We start from the raw sequence: 16,763 nt of genomic DNA, 5'->3' as shown, positions 1-16,763 counted from the left end.
CGCCCAATCATGAGCGACCCTAGTACATGAATGTTTGATCAATCGAAATTCCGCTGTCAGGAACTGTTTGATTCGAACCATTTAGCATATCTAGATAAATCATTGGTGTATTAAGTGTAGTCCATAAAGTTGCTCTATATGAGAAATCACCGAAACTAGCTCCTAGAACACTATCATTTTCAGAATAAACAAATTCCGGCAGACCAATGATTGAACTGGATGCGGTAGATCCTTTAACAACCGCGCGCACTGATAGTATTCGGATTATTTCACTTGGTCCTTGAAGCTTAACAAATCTATACTGTGGCTTCCCATTATCCTTATCAGGATTCTGCTCAACTGTTCCATTTAATAACACCATTCCAGCATTTGTCCATCCGCTATCACTAATCATAGATGTAACTTGCTGATTTAAACTATCGAAATTTTTATTCTCTATTTGTTCCCAATTTGTAGCTGCATGGTCAATCACAACAATTTTAGCCATGGTAAGCACCACCCATCAGAAATGAGGACAAGGTTAAAAATGCTAATAAACTAGCATTTTGTCCCCCCCCGAATTTTTCTAATACATTTGTAATTTTCATGATTTACCTCCATTAATTTGTAAACCAAACAATATCGTCACCAATATAATCATCTGCAGCAAAGGTACCTGTCGTTTTACCGCCAAAGGTAACCGTTCCATTATTCTTAACATCGATAATAAATACATTTCCCCAAGTTCCACGCACAATTGTTGGTATATAACTCTTTGGTGCAAACCCAACCGGGAGTTTCAAAAAGTCTGTATTAACTGTCAGATTCGTAACAGATAGCTGCAGTTCAACTAGGTCACCAACTTTTCTGATTTTGGTGATCCCAAGATTTTCCCTATTTTCAAACCCATTAATTAGTGGGAGGTCAAACCAACCAGTGTCGTCCGTAGCTTTACCATAAGCAGCTAACATAAGATTCAGTGGATCTGTCCAGTTTGATTGTCCTGAATTAATCTTTGTATATGCGTTAGCCATTAAGACCACCGCCTAACAATAATAGAAGGGTGAGAGATGCCTTTAATACAGCATTTCTACCCCCCCCCGACATTTTCTAATGATAATTTAATTTTCATGATTGTTCCTCCTATTTAAAAGTTGCGTTTAGGCAATGAATTCCAATCGTTGCCGGCTCTGAAATTAAGTACATCCACTTACCATCACCGGCCCGACTAACTGTGAACTTAGATGTGTTAAAATCTGGCATGACCTCGGCGAGCTGAGCTAACCAAAACTTGGGTATCATAACCTGCCCGTTATTTTTTAAGTTAGCTGTCATGATTAAATCAAACATTTCAGGCACCCCAGCGTATGGCGTCGTCTGTGGTATACCAGCACCATTGTAATAGCCGTATGCTTTAAAACGCGGGTAGTCGTTTAAATCCAATCCTGATGTATTGATTGCGTACGTGGAAGTGTTTAATGTCCCAATTCTAATGTCATCAAAGCTTGGAACTGAAGCCTGATCAACTGTGATATTGATTTGAGCTGTGTCGCTAACTGTTGTAATCATTGTAAAAGAGTCATCGGCATTAGAGTGACCGTCATAAGCCGCAATATAATCAGGTAGTGAAGACGGCATAACACCATATAAAACCTCACTACCATTGCTACCTTTGGCATAAAAGCCGACTGTATATAGTTTGTAAGCTTTCGTCACGTCTTTAGATGGAAAAGACACCTGCGCTCGCACAAGCGTTCGATTCTCTTTGATTACACGGGCGTATTTAGTAGATTGCTCAATATTCGCAATACCAGTCAACGCTTTAAACTCGTTTGTTGATAGGCCAGAATAATTATGGCTGGATGCCACTACTTTTGTGAACTCAATATTCTGTTGTCCAGCTGCTACACTGGTCAATAAGTCTAATCCACTATTTGTCATATAAACTCTATCGAATTGCAATTATCATCCCTCCTTAACCACGCCAACGTGCATTCGTTGACGGTTAATGGCTGTACTAGCAGTATTAATCACTGCTCCATCATGATCACGCGGCAAACGATAGTCCATCACACCGACATGTTTACGAGCTCTAGTAACTGTCGTTCCAATATAAACAGCCGTACTTCCTTCAACTTGAAAACCAATTCCAATTACGTGCACATCAGCAGCAACAGAGTCATTAATGCGTTCAAGAACCATTTCACGCTTCTGTAACGAGTCTACGTACTTATTTGGAATACCGAGCACTTGAACAGCCCGTGCCTCGCCTGTCAAGTTCCACATAGGCTGCACTTTAAACTCAGAAGGAGCAGCACCAAGTGTCACCGCAATTATCCCGTACAATTCGTTGATAGTTCCATTACTATGTTGTCGCGCAATACGTGATTTAATCATGGACCGATAGAATTTATCATCCATCTGGCCCCGATACTCACCAACCAAACGACCTAAGTGATCAAGAAACTTACCGGTAGCGAAATCAATGTCGTGCATGTCCGATAGCTGCACCATATCTGCTTCCTGATCCAATTGAGTTTTAAGTAACAACCGTACTAATTTCCAGTTATTAGAGTCTGTCGAACGGTCCAATGCCGGTGTTAGTTTTTCAATACTTGGATCAATCTGCATCAGTCGTCACCTCTATATTGGTAGCAACATAAACTGCGGATTCATAATTCGAAAGCTTGATATCTTCGTTCTTAATCGTGTCGGACGTCCGTCCTATTTGAATATCGGCGTCAACAACACCAATCACGTTATATACAAGAGTGTATAAATAAGTGAAACGTATCGTTGAACCCATGGTTAGCCCAGAAATATAGCTCTGAATATTCTGTCTAATAACATCGGCACCATCCGTTTCATACAAGTTACGATCTGTCTGAAGCTTGATTCTCATAGAGATTGGTACAGCAGTTGGCCGGTCAAACTTGATAACTTGATTATTACCGCCATCATCAGCAACGTTTGTAACTACTTGACCAACTGTTTGAGTACCAGCTGCTAGTGAGTCATTGATAGCTTGTGCAATGTCGTCGTCGTTTCCACCAGTTACATAAATATGAATCGATTTAGGCGGGTTACCATCGCTATCAATTTCCGTCGTACTGTTCACGATCACTTCGACCTGATCAACCCCAGTCACGTTGCGAACCGCCGACCGAATGCCATCAATGGTTGAACCGGTGGACGCCGTTTCATAAGCCGCAATACGTAGTCGAAAGTCTTCGTCCGTTTCGTCCGTCGCACCGCCGGTTGCCGCTTCCGGGTTGGTCACCGATGTTAACTCTTCCACTGGCATAACCTGCTCGGTAATCGTGTTAGCAGCCACGTTAGCGTCAGCAGTCTCTTCTAACGACACCGCTGTTCCAGAGCCTTTGCCATTAGCGTCAAGCGTCACAACATCTTCCATGGCAAATATTTGACCGTCTTCGGTTTCAAACTGGTCATCCTCATCAACGACTGTTCCAGCCTTACCCGTGAAGTTAAGCGTCACGTAAGCCGGTTGTGAACCGTTTCGAGTGAGACCGGCTAGTGCTGCCACTCGGTCAAGTGATACCCCAGTCGCTGAATCGTAGAACCATGACAAGTACATAGCTTCGATGTACTGATCACTCTTGGCAATCTCGTGACCAATTAGCCGCAGAAATTGACCAAATACGGACACTTCACTAGTATCAATGTCTTCACCCATCAAACTAGTTGCAAGGTCGCTCAGTTCAGCAAAGATATCATCTTCGTTTCGTGGCTCGAAGCCATTCTCAGTCACCGGCATCCATATTCACCTCCATTTCGTATTCATCCGTAGCACCAGATTGGGTTAAGTCAACCTGGAGCTTAAGCGTTACAGTCAATTTGCGTGTCTCTGGGTCTAAATTAAAAGTCACCTCATCAACTGAAGTGACTCGTTGTTCCTGATCTGTAACAGCATCTATAATATCTTGCTGTGCAAAATGTTCGTTAAAGTCTTTACCCATCAGATTTTCAAAACTAATTCCTAGCTCTTCAGCCAAGTATGCAGTACCTAGTTCAGTCCCGATGATTGTTCGAACGTTCTGTGCTACTTCATCATAGCCAGACACCATCTGAATATGCCCACCAGTAATGATTAAATCGCCATTTTCATTAGCTTCAAAATCGCATAAATCGGCCATTAGAACACCCCCGTTATATACGCATCGTTAACCGAATGTAGCCGATCAGAACCGTTCTCAATATCATGCGTTGCCCCAACGCCAGCATCGGATACATCACGATCAAAGAACGAAACGGCCACACTTGCACCGACCTTGACGTCGTCACGACAATGTTTCGGAATCCAGACATCTATCAGCAACGAGCGTTTACTGCCGTTATCTAGATCGATTGGCTGAACAGAACAAGTACTGCCGTACAGTGCCGTAACCCGACATAAGTAACCCACATGTGTTTCACGCTTAATTTTTCTAGCAAAATAGTCGAAAAATTGCCATATCTGTCCCTGTGCCATTATTTAAGCACCCCCGTCGTCGTAAAGCTTGAGCCGTCAAAACTATGCTCGCCACTCTCTACAGTCATTGTGCGGTTGAGCGATTTAGACTTTATTTGAACAACTGAACCAACTGTAATACGATGCTGCAGCAAACAGTTAAAATTCCATCGTGCCCCATCGTCATCATCACTGTAAGTCGGTTCTTCCAATAAACCTGTTCCAAATGAGAGCAGAAAATCAGCAGATTTAGTAGCTGTTGACCTCTTACTCTGTGCTGACGTTTGTTTGGCCGCTTTCTTGGATCTCGTGAGTGCAGTACGTGTTTCTTGCCAAACCGCCTTTGCAGTTGCCTGCTCACTAACTCGTTTACGATAAGTTGCACGCTGATTAGCAGTTCGCATACTCTTACGAGCCGTTGCGGTTTTCTTTTGAGCATTTAAATATTTCGTGTGAGCTGAACGTTCCTCGTCTGTCCGCGTCTTTACGACTTTATTCAGATCAGTTATTGAATCATCATAAACAACTTTGTAGACACCGCGTACTACTCGCAATACCGAGCCACACTTCTTGGCTACTTCTTGAATCAATTCCAATGGCTGCCCATCAGCGGTATATCCTGTAGTATAGATTTTGGGCACTTGCAAATTGAGTGACTTAATTGGGATGTCAGCCTTCTTAGCAATACCTTTGATTACGGTAGCTGCGCTCGACTTTTTTTTGAAAGTCATTGATATGTCTTTCTTGGCAGAATAATCAGTTCCCTCAATGAATGTAAAAATGAATTGAGAATCAACACCCGACCATTGAAGTGGCTGAATCTTATTGATGTGGCCCTCTGTTAGAACACCAACATCGTCCGTATAACCTGCTTGCATAACAACATGGGCATTCTTCCTGAAAAAATTCCGCGTCGTCTGAGACAGATTATAAATGGTTACCGTGCAAACATTAGGGACCGGGTCACTTGAAAATGGTAAGCTGAAGTGAATCTCCAACATGTGCGTAGGATCATTTTCAAGCGTCATTGTTCGATTACCATTGTCGATCGTCAGCTTGACGTGGTGGATAAATTGATACTTAGTCATCGTCATCACCATCCTCGTCGTCATCTAAACCAACCCCGACATAATCGGGACTGCGGATATCTTCTTCCGGATTTAGGTCATCCAGATACAAGAACACCGTTTTGCCTAGTGTATCCGGGTTAACGTCCGAGGCCTTTCCAGATTCATCCATTGGTACTATGTCGCGCATCGGTAAACGACGGTCAACCAAGTTGGCCCACAGGCGATGGTTCAGCACCATTTTTTCGCCTAACACGATTGGGTTTTCGTCTTCGTCGTACAAATCGACGGTATAAAATCCGCCAACTTCGTTATAATTCATGCCGAAAACGTACGTTACATCATCGATATCAAGCTCAAACTGTTCAGGAAGATCATCAACATCAACTGGGATATAATCACGTTGCGCCATTCAATCACCTCCTACTACTTTATTCTCAACTTGACGCCAATGGGAATACGGCGATCAGGATATTTATTCCACTTACGAAGCTGAGCAATAGAAGTTCCAACTTGCATATGGAAGCCCCAGTACGTGTCCCCACGTTTGGTCCGCCGATAAACGGCTTTTGACTTCTTTTTAGCTTTCTTCTTCGGCTTTTTGACAACTTTCTTTCCTTTTTTCTTCTTGGCCGCCTTATGCGTAATTACAGATGTTTTTGCAAAATAAACGTAGGTCAACTCAATCGTAAGATCCATTGCAGACACATATTTTTCAGCACTTTTACCAATGCTCGACATGACGCAATGGTCTAAATGCATTGAAGCACCACGATATTCGACCTCTTTACCTTGCCGCGACCATGTCTGTAACTTTTTGTAGAGTGCATCCGTCTTAGCCATGGTTCCTTCGTCTAGACGAATCGTCAGACTAATAATTTTACTTGTACGACGAACGTGATCAGTGATAGCGTTATTCGGTGCTTCAATAGCATATTGGCTAACCTCTTGCGTATTAGTTTCAGCTTCAGTTATGGCGTGTAAGCCAACTTTATCAGCGGTTTTCTTGCTACCAACGATCTTCAAATACCCACCAAAGCGCTCGGTACGACCGTTTGTTTTACGGGTATATGTGGCTTTAACCAAGCTATCCACCTCCTAGAATATATCTTTTAACTGATCAAACGACTCACCCATAGCTTCGAGTACCCATTTCTTAACTTGTTCTTTATCAACTGAAGCACCACCACTAACATTGATGTTAATAGTTGGGTGGAAGTCAATTCTCGATTGCGGCTTAACTTTAGATTCAGATTGAGTTGAAGCATTGCCATTTAGCAACTGCTTGGTTTGCTCATGTGGTACAACCGTCCCTGGTTCATCAGTTTTAAATAACTCCGGACCTTCTTCACCAACCAATGCCCATTTACCCGGCATAGGACGTCCACCCTTGGCAAACTTCAACATAGAAGCCACCGAGCGGGCACCCGCAACGTGTTGAGCCGTGTAGCCACCGCGCTCCCACTGACTTGAGAACTTAGCAGCCAGAGAAGCCACTGAACCAGTGCCACGAAGCACACTCTTAAGAACGCTACTATCGCTACCGTCCCCACTCAAAGCAAATGCTAACTGCGCACCAGCCTGTTTCCAGTTTTTACCATGACTAGTAGCGTAGGCAATCAAATTACTCTTACGTCCACCCAGCCATTGGCCTAGCCCAGAAGCGCCACCGCCAGAATTGATTGCACCCGGATTTAATCCAGATTCGAACTTCCAGTTACCAAGAGCCGCTGCAATACCTGCCTTAGTAGCAGATGGATACATGTGTCGAATAGCTTTGGCTAAAGCCTGTGCTCGAGTCGCCTCACTACCTGATAACGCAATACTGCTAATGTTGTCTTGGAGATTATCTTCAATCCATCTGATTGCCTTTGAACCGAGTTGTCTTTTAACGAGACTATTTAAAGCCTTATTACCCGGTTTTTTGACTGTCTTAACATTACCTTTATACGTATCGGGGTTAGGACGATTGTCACCAGATCCCAATCCTTGTCGCAATTCGTAATGAACATGTGGTCCGGTCGCTTCGCCTTCAGCACCAACCCTAGCAATAATCTGACCAGCTTTAACCTTGTCACCAGCATGTACGCTGTAGCTCTTCATGTGACCATAGACAGTGTTCATGTTCATTCCATTAGGACGAATTACAACCCAGTTACCGAATCCACTAGCAGCGCCAGCAGTAACAACTGTACCCGCATATTGCGCCGGAATCGGTGTTCCCATTGGTGCACTAAAGTCGATACCTTTATGATTGTCCGTAACATCACCAGAACGTGGACCATAGCCAGATGACTCATTAAACGGACTGCCAAAGTGAGGCTTAAGCGAACCGTTACCGGTGTCACCTTGGATCGTATTATTGATCAATCCCCACATTGCGCCCGACCACTTAGGGCCAACTGAATCAGCTGCGCGCTTAGTGGTCTTTGTCACACCTTTAGCTAGATTTGTCCTACCAGCCTTGCCAACATGATTATCAAAATCAGATTTCCAAGTTTTTGAGGGATTGCCAGAATTTTTCTGGGCTAAATCAATTAGACGATCATTTGAAACACCAGTACCTTTTGCGAAATGCGGCAACATTGGTTTGATGCGTTCAACTTGCGAACCATTGAGAACTTCGTCACCTTTCTGAAGCGGTGTAAGCACATCCTTACCATGCGGTTTAAGCAGACTGTTTCCACGCACAACAAGTTCTTGCTTTGGACCTGCTTTGGCATCATTTAAGACTGCCATCCGATCACTAGCAATGGGTCCCTTAGAACCCTGTGCATAGTGAATTGGTTTAAGAACAGCTTTGTTACCACCAAATTGAGCCAAAGTTGTATCAACAGCACTGATTCCGTGGTTCAAATTACTTACTGCTGATTCCATTGCCTTTGCAGCATACGGTCCAAGCTTCTTAAAGGCTGTGTTAAATCCTGATACCATGTCATCACTGATGGAACCGAATTGCTTTGATAATGACTTCCAATTACTTACAACATAATTTTTAGCATCATTGGACTTAGCGTCCGCAGTCTTCGCAATCTTTATACCAGATTGTTTCGAATCTGAAGTCATGTTGTCCCACAACTGACCGTTTTGCTTGCGAAGCTGTTTAATGTTCCCAGAGTAGCTAACTTTGGTCTTATCGCTATTCTTGCCCGCAGTCTTACGGATCATATCGGTTGAACTGAAAGTGTCTAAACTTGCAGACTGCCATGACTTCTTATTCTGGAATTGAATCTTGCCCAGTGAAGACTTGGCATCCGTCGCCATCTTCTTGTAGTCCTTCTGAACAGCCTTTTCCATAGACTTAGAGGTCGTAGAACTACCTGCTTCACCAACGGTATAGCTGCCAATGGTTGTCGTACCATCAGCAAATCCCTTGATGCGTTTACCGTAACTACCTGACAGCATTCGTTGAGTATCAGCATTGTTGTATATCTGATCACCTGGCTTTAATCCCATAAGTTGGGCACCACGTTGACCGATTATACTAAATTTCCTACCACGCTGTAATACCTCAATTCCACGCTCGCCGACCATAGCAGTCTGTGGCTGACGAATTGCGCCACCGGTAGCCATACCAGTTTGAAGATGAAGATTAGATTTTTTTGAACTATGATGAATACCAGTGTTAACTGATAAAGATTTGACATTCTTTTTTGACTTGGTTGTCTTAAGCTTTACATTGTAATAGTCGCTTAAGGCTTGATCATCAGACTTAGGCTTCGATAATTTTCCACCGACTGCCGCAGCGTTTTGACTTAAGACGTTATAAATGGCGTCACCAACACCACCCATGATTGCATAGACGTTACCGGCTTGCTTTTGCGCTTCTTTTTCAACCTCATCACGTTGCTTACGCGCCCAACTCACAGTCTTATCATGCTGATCCTTAGCTGCTGCAACTGACTTGTCCCGTTGATCCTCAGCTTTGCCAATCGTATCGTCTCGAGTTTTACCAGCCTTATCCATAATCTGGTTGTACATACTCGAGTTTTTGCCATATACATTGGCAGCGGCCTTAGCAGTCTTGTTATAAGTCTTATCAGCTGCGGTCTTAGTAGCATAATATTGGGCTTGCGCTTTATCTTTGGCGGTTTTGTATTGCTTATTAGCAGATTTGACTGTCGAATTTGCAGCAGAACGTGCCTGACTCGTAATCGATTTATACTGTTTTGAAGATAAACGTGAAGTCTGACTATTTAGTTTGGAAAGTAAAGCCTCTCGCTTTTTCCCACCTTTATCAGTTAATCGCAGAATTTGACCATTTAGTTGCTGTTGCAATCTAAACCGATCAGAACCACCATTATGTTCAGCCGTTTTAAGCTTTGTCATAGTATTTCTAATGTCAGTAAGACGTTTGCTACTTCCACGTTGTTCAACAGTAACTGCATTACTTGCTTGGTTTTGATTGATCAAACCTAGCTTGGTTAAATACGACGCACTCTTGCTGGTACTGGTGTTCGACTTATTAGTATATTTAGCCAGTGCCGCATAAGCTTTGTCATAGCTAGCATCACTTTTGGCTTGCATTCGATTAGACTCAGCACGAGATTTAACACTACCTGCATGCCATAATCCCTCAGATTTAGTCCAATCAGAATTAGCTGCTTTGATGTATCCAGTTGCTGACTTAGTAGCCTTCTGAGCGTCTTTAGGCAATGAATCAAACTCTTTGCGGGCTGCACTCACTGAATGCTTCGAACTATTACCAGATTTACTTGAACTAGTTTGATTACTCTTCGAGTTTTTACCAGATGGATCAACGGTAACATTGACACTCTTCCAGAGCTTTGGGCCGTTCTTCTGTAACCATTCACCAACACCACTGCCGGCTTTTGAGCCGTACTTACTACCTAAATACGAGCCTCCTAGTGCAAGTCCACCGCCAATCAAGCCACCAACAGCAGTCCCAGCACCTGGAATAATTGAACCAATTGCCGCTCCGGCTGCTGCACCGCCAGCAGAACCTCCGACATTACCAACATAGCTACCAATATGCTTACCTACCGTTTTCTTGGTCATGCTAAGCAATTCCGGTAATGCCATTAGTGCAGATATGCCTAACGCACCTTTGCCGGCCACCTTAGCGGCTGGTAATGCCTTTGAAGCTAATCTGCTTAATTTGGTACCGCCAGCTAACATTTCACCGGTACCGCTTACTGTTGACGCCTCGGCTGCCACATTTTCTGCAGCGCTAGTTGCTGTACTAGTACCCGTTACTGGCATTGGTTGTGCCATAGTTACCCGAAGCTTTTTCCAAACACCAATGGCTGCACTGGTTGCGGTCATCATGCCAGAGATGCCTTTAGCAATTGGTGCAATAGCTGCTACAGCTACAACACTCCATGTTGCAACGCTCTTTTGGGTTTTGCTCAAGCCACTAAATTTTTCTAGAAGGGACGTACCTGCTTTTGCTAGTGACGTAACTTGTGGTAAAACCGTCCGGGCAAATGTAACTGATAATTCTTCCCATTCCATTTTGAATTTCTTCAATTGGTTCTGGGCAGATTGCATATTCTTTCCAGACAACTTGCCGGTATAGTCTTTCTTACCAGCGTTTTCAACTTGCTTATTTAACTTACCCAGTTGGCCAGCATTATCTGCCAAAATAGCCCCAGCGGCTTGCCCAGTAGCACCGAATAAGTTATGGAAGACAGCACCTTTTTGTGCAGCTCCCAGTTTTGCACTATGTTTCTGAATCAGGCCAAAGATGTCAGCCATTGACTTCATGTCACCGTTCTTCTTTACGAAGTCCGATGTGCTTAAGCCAAGTTTAGACATGGCGTCCTTGGCTGACTTGCTTGGTGCTTGAAGACTAGATAACATTTTCCGGAGGCTAGTGCCGGCTTTATCTGCCTCGAGTCCGTTGTTGGATAAAATTCCAATCGTGCTGGCAGTTTCAGACAGCGACAGCTTAGACTGATGCGCAGTGGCACCGGCATAAGTCATGGCAACACCCATCGAATGAAAGTCCGTTGCGGTTAGATCCGCAGCATATGCCATTTGATTGGTTGCCATCTTGGTATTCTTGATCATGCCAGACGTTGAATTTGCTCGCAGTCCAAATGCTTCGATTGCAGATGTTGAATCATGGACAACGTCACTGAGTGAATCGCCAGAAGCAACAGACGCCTTCATCATTGAGTTCATTGAGCCCAATGCTTGCGAAGAATTATACCCACGCTTGACTAATTCTTGATAGTTAGTGGCTATTTCCTTCTGAGATGTGCCATACTTAACAGAGTATTTCTCACCGTCGGCCTGCATCTCCTTGGTAGCCTTAAACGATTGACGAACACTTTCGCCACCCGTGTTAATCAAGTTATTAGTTACTTTGTAGGCATGTTGAAGCTCAATTGCCTTCTTTGCGCCATAGACAAAGGCTGCACCCACAGCCAAGCTGACACCTTTGGTCTTATCGTAAACGGAATTAAAACCAGACGCTGCCGATTTAAGACTACCTTGTGCACGTGTCAGTCGGCTAGTTTTGTCAGCTGTCTCGACCGTCTTCAATCCGAGGTCATTTACAATTTTTCGTTGCTTTTGATATTCAGCAGAAACCGTACCTGAAGAGCGCTTTATCCGATCAAGCTGCGTAACTTCTTCCTTATACTGCGTTTGCAGTTTGGAATATGTATTACGCAGCGACTTAATATGGTCGCTGTTAGCCGCATGGGCATGCCCCTGCGCCTTCAACATTGAGGTATAAGCCTGGTCAGCTTTCGTTGATGACTCTAGTGCTTCACGCTGAGACTTCAGCTTCGTATTATAACGATCAACGTCTTCCTTTAAGGCTTTCATTTCAGCAGCCGTCTTGTGAGAAGCTTCAGCATGCTTGGCTTGATTGGCGGCTACTTCTTTAGCAGCACGCGAGTTAACTGCCATCGTTGCAGTATTACGCTTAACAGTGCCACTTAAATTTTCAGTTTGAACGCCAGCCTGACTAGCTGCACTGCCCATAGATTTAAGGCTTGTCGTACCTTTTGTGCCAATATCAACTTTGGCAGCTTTAACAGATAGCCGTTCAACTGAAGATTCCGCCGCTTTTAGCCCACTCTGGTCTGCTTGGAATTTAAGTCCGATTGTAACTTTCTTAATTTGCCCCAATGTTTGTCACCTCCCTACATGTTTATACCCAGTTGTTGTATTAACTCAAGCTTGCGATCAGCTTGATAATTGTACATTTCTAACTGGTCAGCAGTCGCCACAGCGACTTCCTCTCGCGTTGCAATTTGCATCTCAACTGGCCATTCGAATTGCCGATTATTATCGTATTCAAGCTTGAGCTTGGCTCCTTTTCGACTACTTTGCCCGAATTTTCCCAAGAAAGGAATCAGCAGCGTCCATTACATCCGAATAGCCTTCATGTTCTTCCCAATATTCCCAGTTAGTCTTTGGCTCTACGACAACCTGATCCATGAGTTGTTGATTGTAAGACCGAGTTGCGATAGCCCCATTACCCATGCGTGAACTATCAATGATGCCTTCTGCTTTAGCTAACCCAGGAAAGTAGAACGTGTAATTAGTTTCATTGCCATCAGAATCTTTATAGGTATAGTCTTCCGTAGTACCCACACGTTTCATTGGCATCTTTGTAACTTCTGGTCGATTCTGCCGTGCTTGTGCTACTTCAGTTGTTTCTTTAGCTTCTTTAGATACAGTTTTCTTTTCGGTCATGATAGAAATCTCCTTTAGATTAAATAATTTTTCGTACAAAAAACGTCCAGGGATTCGAACCCTAGACGCTTATCCTCAAGCTGTAATTTTGTCAGTATAGTTAACACATAGGAACTGCCATGCGCGGTTACCCGTCGTTTTACCAGCTGTAAAGCCTGGTACCTTTTGAATTCGTGCTTCGCTTGCGTAAACATGTTCATGTGGCGTCGTGATACTAACTGGGACAGTCTTATTTGACTGAAAATAGTCGCTTAAAGTCACATTAGCTGGCGAGTTTGCAGATAAATTGATTGTGATAGTGCCGCGGTGATCGTTATTTATACTCCATGAGCCCCACCCTTGAGCATCAGTTGTCAATTCTGCATTATCATTAGTTTGTTCGCCAGAAACCATGTCACCATCTTGGAAGCCAAACATCCGCTTACCATCAACGATAGTTGTGCATTTGGTTGCATCATATTCCCATTTTGCCATTAATAATCATCTCCTTATATTAGGCTGCGTAGTTGATAGTGCCGTAAACCGTCATGCTATGAACTGCATCTGCTGGCGTATATTGCCAGTGAATCCCGTTATATTCACGATTGGCAATATCTTCGGCAGGTACATCCGCGAGTTTGTCAAAGCTAACAGCATAGGCACCAGCTTTGGTTGCACCGTCATATGCCACAATACCTTGCGCATAAGCATCACTTAACACTGTCTCCACAACTTGTTCAAGTTGTGAAAATCCATTGTCGTCGAATGGCACCTTATCTTCTTGATTAAGCAAGCTTTGAAGTTGAAGTTCGATATTTTCTTTGACCCAATCGATACCATGAAGTTGATCAATCCAAGCACCAGAAGCAGTCCAACCATTTGAAGTAACTACCTTATTCCCCTTGGATACGTACGAAATGGCATGTGCCGTTTCAGCATCCGAAAATTGAAGAGAAGTCAGCTTATCTTCGGAAATACCAACAAGATCACCTTTGCTCTTCCAAGTAACCGAACCAACATCCGCATTGCCAACTCGTCCGAGTAACGCCATATCGAACCGATCATCAGCATCTAAATGATAGAGAGTGATTGTCCGCGTATTCTTTGCAAATTGGGATAATTCTTCTAGTGTGGTTCGTTGAACCATAAAGAACTTCTCATTTTGTGTCTCAATATAGTTAGACAGTTCCAAAGCGTCTGCGTCGTTATACGTTGCTAACATGCCAAAGTGCCATTGACCCCAGTAATAAGCCGCAGCGGCTTCCGAAATACCACCAGTTGTTACCTTAGTCGTTTCATCCGTCTTACTTGCTGTGTACGTGATAACTTCAATACTTTTACCGGAATTTGGTTGATTGAAATAAGCTTCGGCTGCCTTGTACGTATCCGTACTGTTGTCGTAGTCGGCTGCTAGTGCTTCCAACGATGTGTAATGTTGATCGTTCAACGTATCACCGGCAACAAAAATACCCGGTACGCCTAAACCAATAGACGCAACTGGATGGGTGGTGGTGATATTCACGTAAATATCTGTAATTTTTCCAGCCATTATGTTCCTCCTCTATTCTTTCTTGATGGATTTGCCATCAAGGTTTACTTTATTGACTTGCAGAGTATCTTCTTCAAAGTTATCAACGACACGCAGGTGGATATCAAAACCCGTGATTCTCTCGTAATCGTCACTCTGGAATGCACTCCGATTTGTCATTGAATCAATATCAACTACCACAACGGACTCTATTCTCAATTTTTGACGAACTTGCTCCGTTTTTAATTGCTTAGCCAGCGAAGTGGCAAGTTGCAAAGATTGAATGGTATTGTCTGCGTGAGCATTGATAGATACCGTTAACTCAAACGGCTCATGTTCCGTCATCTGCTGAACAATTTGAATGTACGGTGTGGTGATTTTGTAACTAAAAAACGGATATGTTGGCTGTGGTCCCGAATAATCGGTTTCAACAGTTTCGCAACCCGTTAAATTCTTAATTTGCGCTATAAGTAAATCAACTAGCATGCCATAATCAAATGCACCACTACCTTGACTATCCGTGATTGTTTACACCCCGCATTTCATAACAATGAACATCTGAGTAATCGGAATAATCACGCTGATAATTTACTTTGAATACGTGATTGTTTCGCTTATTCTGAACGGTTGTACCATTCGGAACATCAAACTCTGAATACCACAACGCATCATAGCTAGTCGTTTGACCGCCTTCGCCGTAGTGGACTTGCTCAGACTGTAACGCCGAACTACTTGGCACAATCAGTGGTTCTATTACCTCGGTAGGTGGTACAATGTCTGGCACCCAAGTACCATGTTCAATATGTCCCGCTGGGTGGTCACTATCTGGCAATGTCACTATCAGTGGGATGCCAAACTCAGCTAACATATCCGAAAAATCTTCGTTCATTACAGTTCCACCACCCTATAAGTGATTGCTTGAATTAAATGCCCGGTGTCCTCCAGTGGAGAAGTCGAACCTTTCCGCTCAATGGTTGCTGGAGAGTTAGCAGGTTCCTGAATAGCGCGAATTTTGGCTTGAATATCCTTAACGATGACATTACCAAGCTTTTCCAACATTGTTTTCGCTGACATGTCACCAGTGGCTACTTCAACTAACCAGTCCGCACACCTATCTACCCAACTACCCAGATTTTCATCAAACGTTGACCGAATAAACGATCTTTCAGGAATATGGACCTCGTTAACGCACCAGAAATAAACGTCAATACCGCCCTTACCGTTTTCCTTACCCAAAAAGTGTCCACCATTTTTACCAGTGCCAAAAAACAAGTCTGAAAACTCAGATGCCTTATGATCACCGGCTAGCTTAGTGGGGATTGTCAGATACTTGCCGTTCTTAGACTTGATATTGGCGCCGAATTCGTTAACACTGGCTATCATAGGCATGTACGTGTCATCCGTACCAAACACACCGACTTCAATCCGTAAATGATTGAGCGTTTCAAGCTCAGATCGTGCCCCGTCCGGTAGTAAATCAAATTCACTCATCCAAACACCACCATTCGAAGACCGCCACCATCACCAAAACGATTCAATAAATCTAAATAGTGATCATACCAAGGATTTACACCCTTGAAATATTGCTTTTTAAGGTCTCCGACTTGTTTTAACGAAACACGATCATCTTCACGAGAAATCATACCAGCAGCTAAGTATCGGCAAGCCTGTTCCTGAATATCTTTGGCGAAGTGCTGACGTTGGATGACTACCCACGCATCATCAATTGCCAAGTCAATGGTTTCATCACTAACTTTAGTCAGATCAGACCTGACTAGCCTAACTCTCTCACTGGTGCTCTTATTAGAGCCATCCATCACGCCACCTCCCAACATGCTATGGTAACTGAATGATGGTGCCCTCTGCCACCACTGATAAATCCGATAATTCATTACGCTCAGCCAATTCTCGAACAGATACACCATTTGCTGTAGCCACCCGCCAAAGCTCCTCGCCTTCAAGCGTTTTATGTGTCTTAGGCTTTGAATTAGTCGGCTTCGTTTTTTTGACAGGCTTTCGTGTTACATCTGAATCAGGCATAATTACTTCCGTTTTCGCCATAATC

The 16,763-nt window shown here is 43.6% G+C and carries 19 protein-coding genes; all 19 read right to left on the bottom strand.

Annotated elements, in window-relative coordinates:
• Positions 1-19 precede the first annotated feature (19 nt).
• On the bottom strand, positions 20-487 hold the full coding sequence (locus FFM70_RS09335) for a hypothetical protein (protein ID WP_137616588.1): 468 nt from the start codon (positions 485-487) through the stop codon (positions 20-22).
• A gap of 112 nt (positions 488-599) precedes the next feature.
• Positions 600-1,013 (bottom strand): hypothetical protein, encoded by a 414-nt coding sequence (locus FFM70_RS09330; RefSeq protein ID WP_137616587.1) that lies wholly within the window; start codon positions 1,011-1,013, stop codon positions 600-602.
• Positions 1,014-1,122: 109 nt separating this feature from the next.
• A complete protein-coding gene (locus FFM70_RS09325; protein WP_137616586.1) occupies positions 1,123-1,941 on the bottom strand; it encodes a hypothetical protein in 819 nt (272 codons plus the stop codon).
• A gap of 3 nt (positions 1,942-1,944) precedes the next feature.
• On the bottom strand, positions 1,945-2,610 hold the full coding sequence (locus FFM70_RS09320) for a hypothetical protein (RefSeq protein ID WP_137616585.1): 666 nt from the start codon (positions 2,608-2,610) through the stop codon (positions 1,945-1,947).
• Positions 2,600-3,757 carry a baseplate J/gp47 family protein gene (locus tag FFM70_RS09315; RefSeq protein ID WP_137616584.1) on the bottom strand — a complete coding sequence of 386 codons (1,158 nt, stop codon included), beginning with the start codon at positions 3,755-3,757 and terminating at the stop codon, positions 2,600-2,602. The genes FFM70_RS09320 and FFM70_RS09315 overlap by 11 nt, the downstream gene beginning before the upstream one ends.
• A complete protein-coding gene (locus FFM70_RS09310) occupies positions 3,744-4,136 on the bottom strand; it encodes a contractile injection system sheath initiator (protein ID WP_137616583.1) in 393 nt (130 codons plus the stop codon). Before FFM70_RS09310 ends, FFM70_RS09315 begins: the two co-directional genes overlap by 14 nt.
• The gene (locus FFM70_RS09305) at positions 4,136-4,471 is read right to left on the bottom strand and encodes a hypothetical protein (RefSeq protein WP_137616582.1); all 336 of its coding nucleotides are present in this window, start codon (positions 4,469-4,471) and stop codon (positions 4,136-4,138) included. The genes FFM70_RS09310 and FFM70_RS09305 overlap by 1 nt, the downstream gene beginning before the upstream one ends.
• Positions 4,471-5,538, bottom strand: a complete 1,068-nt coding sequence (locus FFM70_RS09300; RefSeq protein WP_137616581.1) for a hypothetical protein — start codon at positions 5,536-5,538, stop codon at positions 4,471-4,473. The genes FFM70_RS09305 and FFM70_RS09300 overlap by 1 nt, the downstream gene beginning before the upstream one ends.
• Positions 5,531-5,929 carry a phage baseplate plug family protein gene (locus FFM70_RS09295; RefSeq protein ID WP_137616580.1) on the bottom strand — a complete coding sequence of 133 codons (399 nt, stop codon included), beginning with the start codon at positions 5,927-5,929 and terminating at the stop codon, positions 5,531-5,533. The genes FFM70_RS09300 and FFM70_RS09295 overlap by 8 nt, the downstream gene beginning before the upstream one ends.
• A 14-nt stretch (positions 5,930-5,943) precedes the next feature.
• On the bottom strand, positions 5,944-6,603 hold the full coding sequence (locus FFM70_RS09290) for a LysM peptidoglycan-binding domain-containing protein (protein WP_137616579.1): 660 nt from the start codon (positions 6,601-6,603) through the stop codon (positions 5,944-5,946).
• 12 nt (positions 6,604-6,615) lie between these two features.
• Entirely contained in the window at positions 6,616-12,621 is a 6,006-nt protein-coding gene (locus tag FFM70_RS09285) for a phage tail tape measure protein (protein ID WP_137616578.1), read from the bottom strand.
• 195 nt (positions 12,622-12,816) lie between these two features.
• Positions 12,817-13,191: a hypothetical protein gene (locus tag FFM70_RS09280; RefSeq protein ID WP_137616577.1), complete on the bottom strand. Its 375-nt coding sequence runs from the start codon at positions 13,189-13,191 to the stop codon at positions 12,817-12,819.
• A 75-nt stretch (positions 13,192-13,266) separates the two neighbouring features.
• A complete protein-coding gene (locus FFM70_RS09275) occupies positions 13,267-13,665 on the bottom strand; it encodes a phage structural protein (protein WP_137616576.1) in 399 nt (132 codons plus the stop codon).
• 19 nt (positions 13,666-13,684) lie between these two features.
• Complete coding sequence (locus FFM70_RS09270; protein WP_137616575.1) at positions 13,685-14,719, bottom strand: DUF3383 family protein; 1,035 nt, start codon at positions 14,717-14,719, stop codon at positions 13,685-13,687.
• 12 nt (positions 14,720-14,731) lie between these two features.
• Positions 14,732-15,184, bottom strand: coding sequence for a phage neck terminator protein (locus FFM70_RS09265; RefSeq protein WP_137616574.1), 453 nt, complete (start codon positions 15,182-15,184; stop codon positions 14,732-14,734).
• 28 nt (positions 15,185-15,212) lie between these two features.
• On the bottom strand, positions 15,213-15,587 hold the full coding sequence (locus FFM70_RS09260; protein ID WP_137616573.1) for a hypothetical protein: 375 nt from the start codon (positions 15,585-15,587) through the stop codon (positions 15,213-15,215).
• Entirely contained in the window at positions 15,587-16,189 is a 603-nt protein-coding gene (locus FFM70_RS09255; RefSeq protein WP_137616572.1) for a phage virion morphogenesis protein, read from the bottom strand. Before FFM70_RS09255 ends, FFM70_RS09260 begins: the two co-directional genes overlap by 1 nt.
• Positions 16,186-16,515, bottom strand: a complete 330-nt coding sequence (locus FFM70_RS09250; RefSeq protein ID WP_137616571.1) for a DUF4054 domain-containing protein — start codon at positions 16,513-16,515, stop codon at positions 16,186-16,188. Before FFM70_RS09250 ends, FFM70_RS09255 begins: the two co-directional genes overlap by 4 nt.
• Positions 16,516-16,534: 19 nt before the next feature.
• The gene (locus FFM70_RS09245) at positions 16,535-16,759 is read right to left on the bottom strand and encodes a LysM peptidoglycan-binding domain-containing protein (protein WP_137616570.1); all 225 of its coding nucleotides are present in this window, start codon (positions 16,757-16,759) and stop codon (positions 16,535-16,537) included.
• Positions 16,760-16,763 lie beyond the last annotated feature (4 nt).

Origin of the sequence: Lactiplantibacillus nangangensis, from assembly GCF_005405065.1 — a bacterium.
In the GTDB taxonomy this organism is placed as follows: Bacteria; Bacillota; Bacilli; order Lactobacillales; family Lactobacillaceae; genus Lactiplantibacillus; species Lactiplantibacillus nangangensis.
The sequence above is the reverse complement of the archived record's forward strand: the minus strand, read 5'-3'. Positions and strand labels throughout refer to the sequence as shown.

What these genes read in the sequence shown, in the direction of transcription:
- FFM70_RS09335 (WP_137616588.1), bottom strand. Translation starts at nt 487, where the DNA reads ATGGCTAAAATTGTTGTGATTGACCATGCAGCTACAAATTGGGAACAA.
- FFM70_RS09330 (WP_137616587.1), bottom strand. Translation starts at nt 1,013, where the DNA reads ATGGCTAACGCATATACAAAGATTAATTCAGGACAATCAAACTGGACA.
- FFM70_RS09320 (WP_137616585.1), bottom strand. Translation starts at nt 2,610, where the DNA reads ATGCAGATTGATCCAAGTATTGAAAAACTAACACCGGCATTGGACCGT.
- FFM70_RS09315 (WP_137616584.1), bottom strand. Translation starts at nt 3,757, where the DNA reads ATGCCGGTGACTGAGAATGGCTTCGAGCCACGAAACGAAGATGATATC.
- FFM70_RS09310 (WP_137616583.1), bottom strand. Translation starts at nt 4,136, where the DNA reads ATGGCCGATTTATGCGATTTTGAAGCTAATGAAAATGGCGATTTAATC.
- FFM70_RS09305 (WP_137616582.1), bottom strand. Translation starts at nt 4,471, where the DNA reads ATGGCACAGGGACAGATATGGCAATTTTTCGACTATTTTGCTAGAAAA.
- FFM70_RS09300 (WP_137616581.1), bottom strand. Translation starts at nt 5,538, where the DNA reads ATGACTAAGTATCAATTTATCCACCACGTCAAGCTGACGATCGACAAT.
- FFM70_RS09295 (WP_137616580.1), bottom strand. Translation starts at nt 5,929, where the DNA reads ATGGCGCAACGTGATTATATCCCAGTTGATGTTGATGATCTTCCTGAA.
- FFM70_RS09280 (WP_137616577.1), bottom strand. Translation starts at nt 13,191, where the DNA reads ATGACCGAAAAGAAAACTGTATCTAAAGAAGCTAAAGAAACAACTGAA.
- FFM70_RS09275 (WP_137616576.1), bottom strand. Translation starts at nt 13,665, where the DNA reads ATGGCAAAATGGGAATATGATGCAACCAAATGCACAACTATCGTTGAT.
- FFM70_RS09270 (WP_137616575.1), bottom strand. Translation starts at nt 14,719, where the DNA reads ATGGCTGGAAAAATTACAGATATTTACGTGAATATCACCACCACCCAT.
- FFM70_RS09265 (WP_137616574.1), bottom strand. Translation starts at nt 15,184, where the DNA reads ATGCTAGTTGATTTACTTATAGCGCAAATTAAGAATTTAACGGGTTGC.
- FFM70_RS09260 (WP_137616573.1), bottom strand. Translation starts at nt 15,587, where the DNA reads ATGAACGAAGATTTTTCGGATATGTTAGCTGAGTTTGGCATCCCACTG.
- FFM70_RS09255 (WP_137616572.1), bottom strand. Translation starts at nt 16,189, where the DNA reads ATGAGTGAATTTGATTTACTACCGGACGGGGCACGATCTGAGCTTGAA.
- FFM70_RS09250 (WP_137616571.1), bottom strand. Translation starts at nt 16,515, where the DNA reads ATGGATGGCTCTAATAAGAGCACCAGTGAGAGAGTTAGGCTAGTCAGG.
- FFM70_RS09245 (WP_137616570.1), bottom strand. Translation starts at nt 16,759, where the DNA reads ATGGCGAAAACGGAAGTAATTATGCCTGATTCAGATGTAACACGAAAG.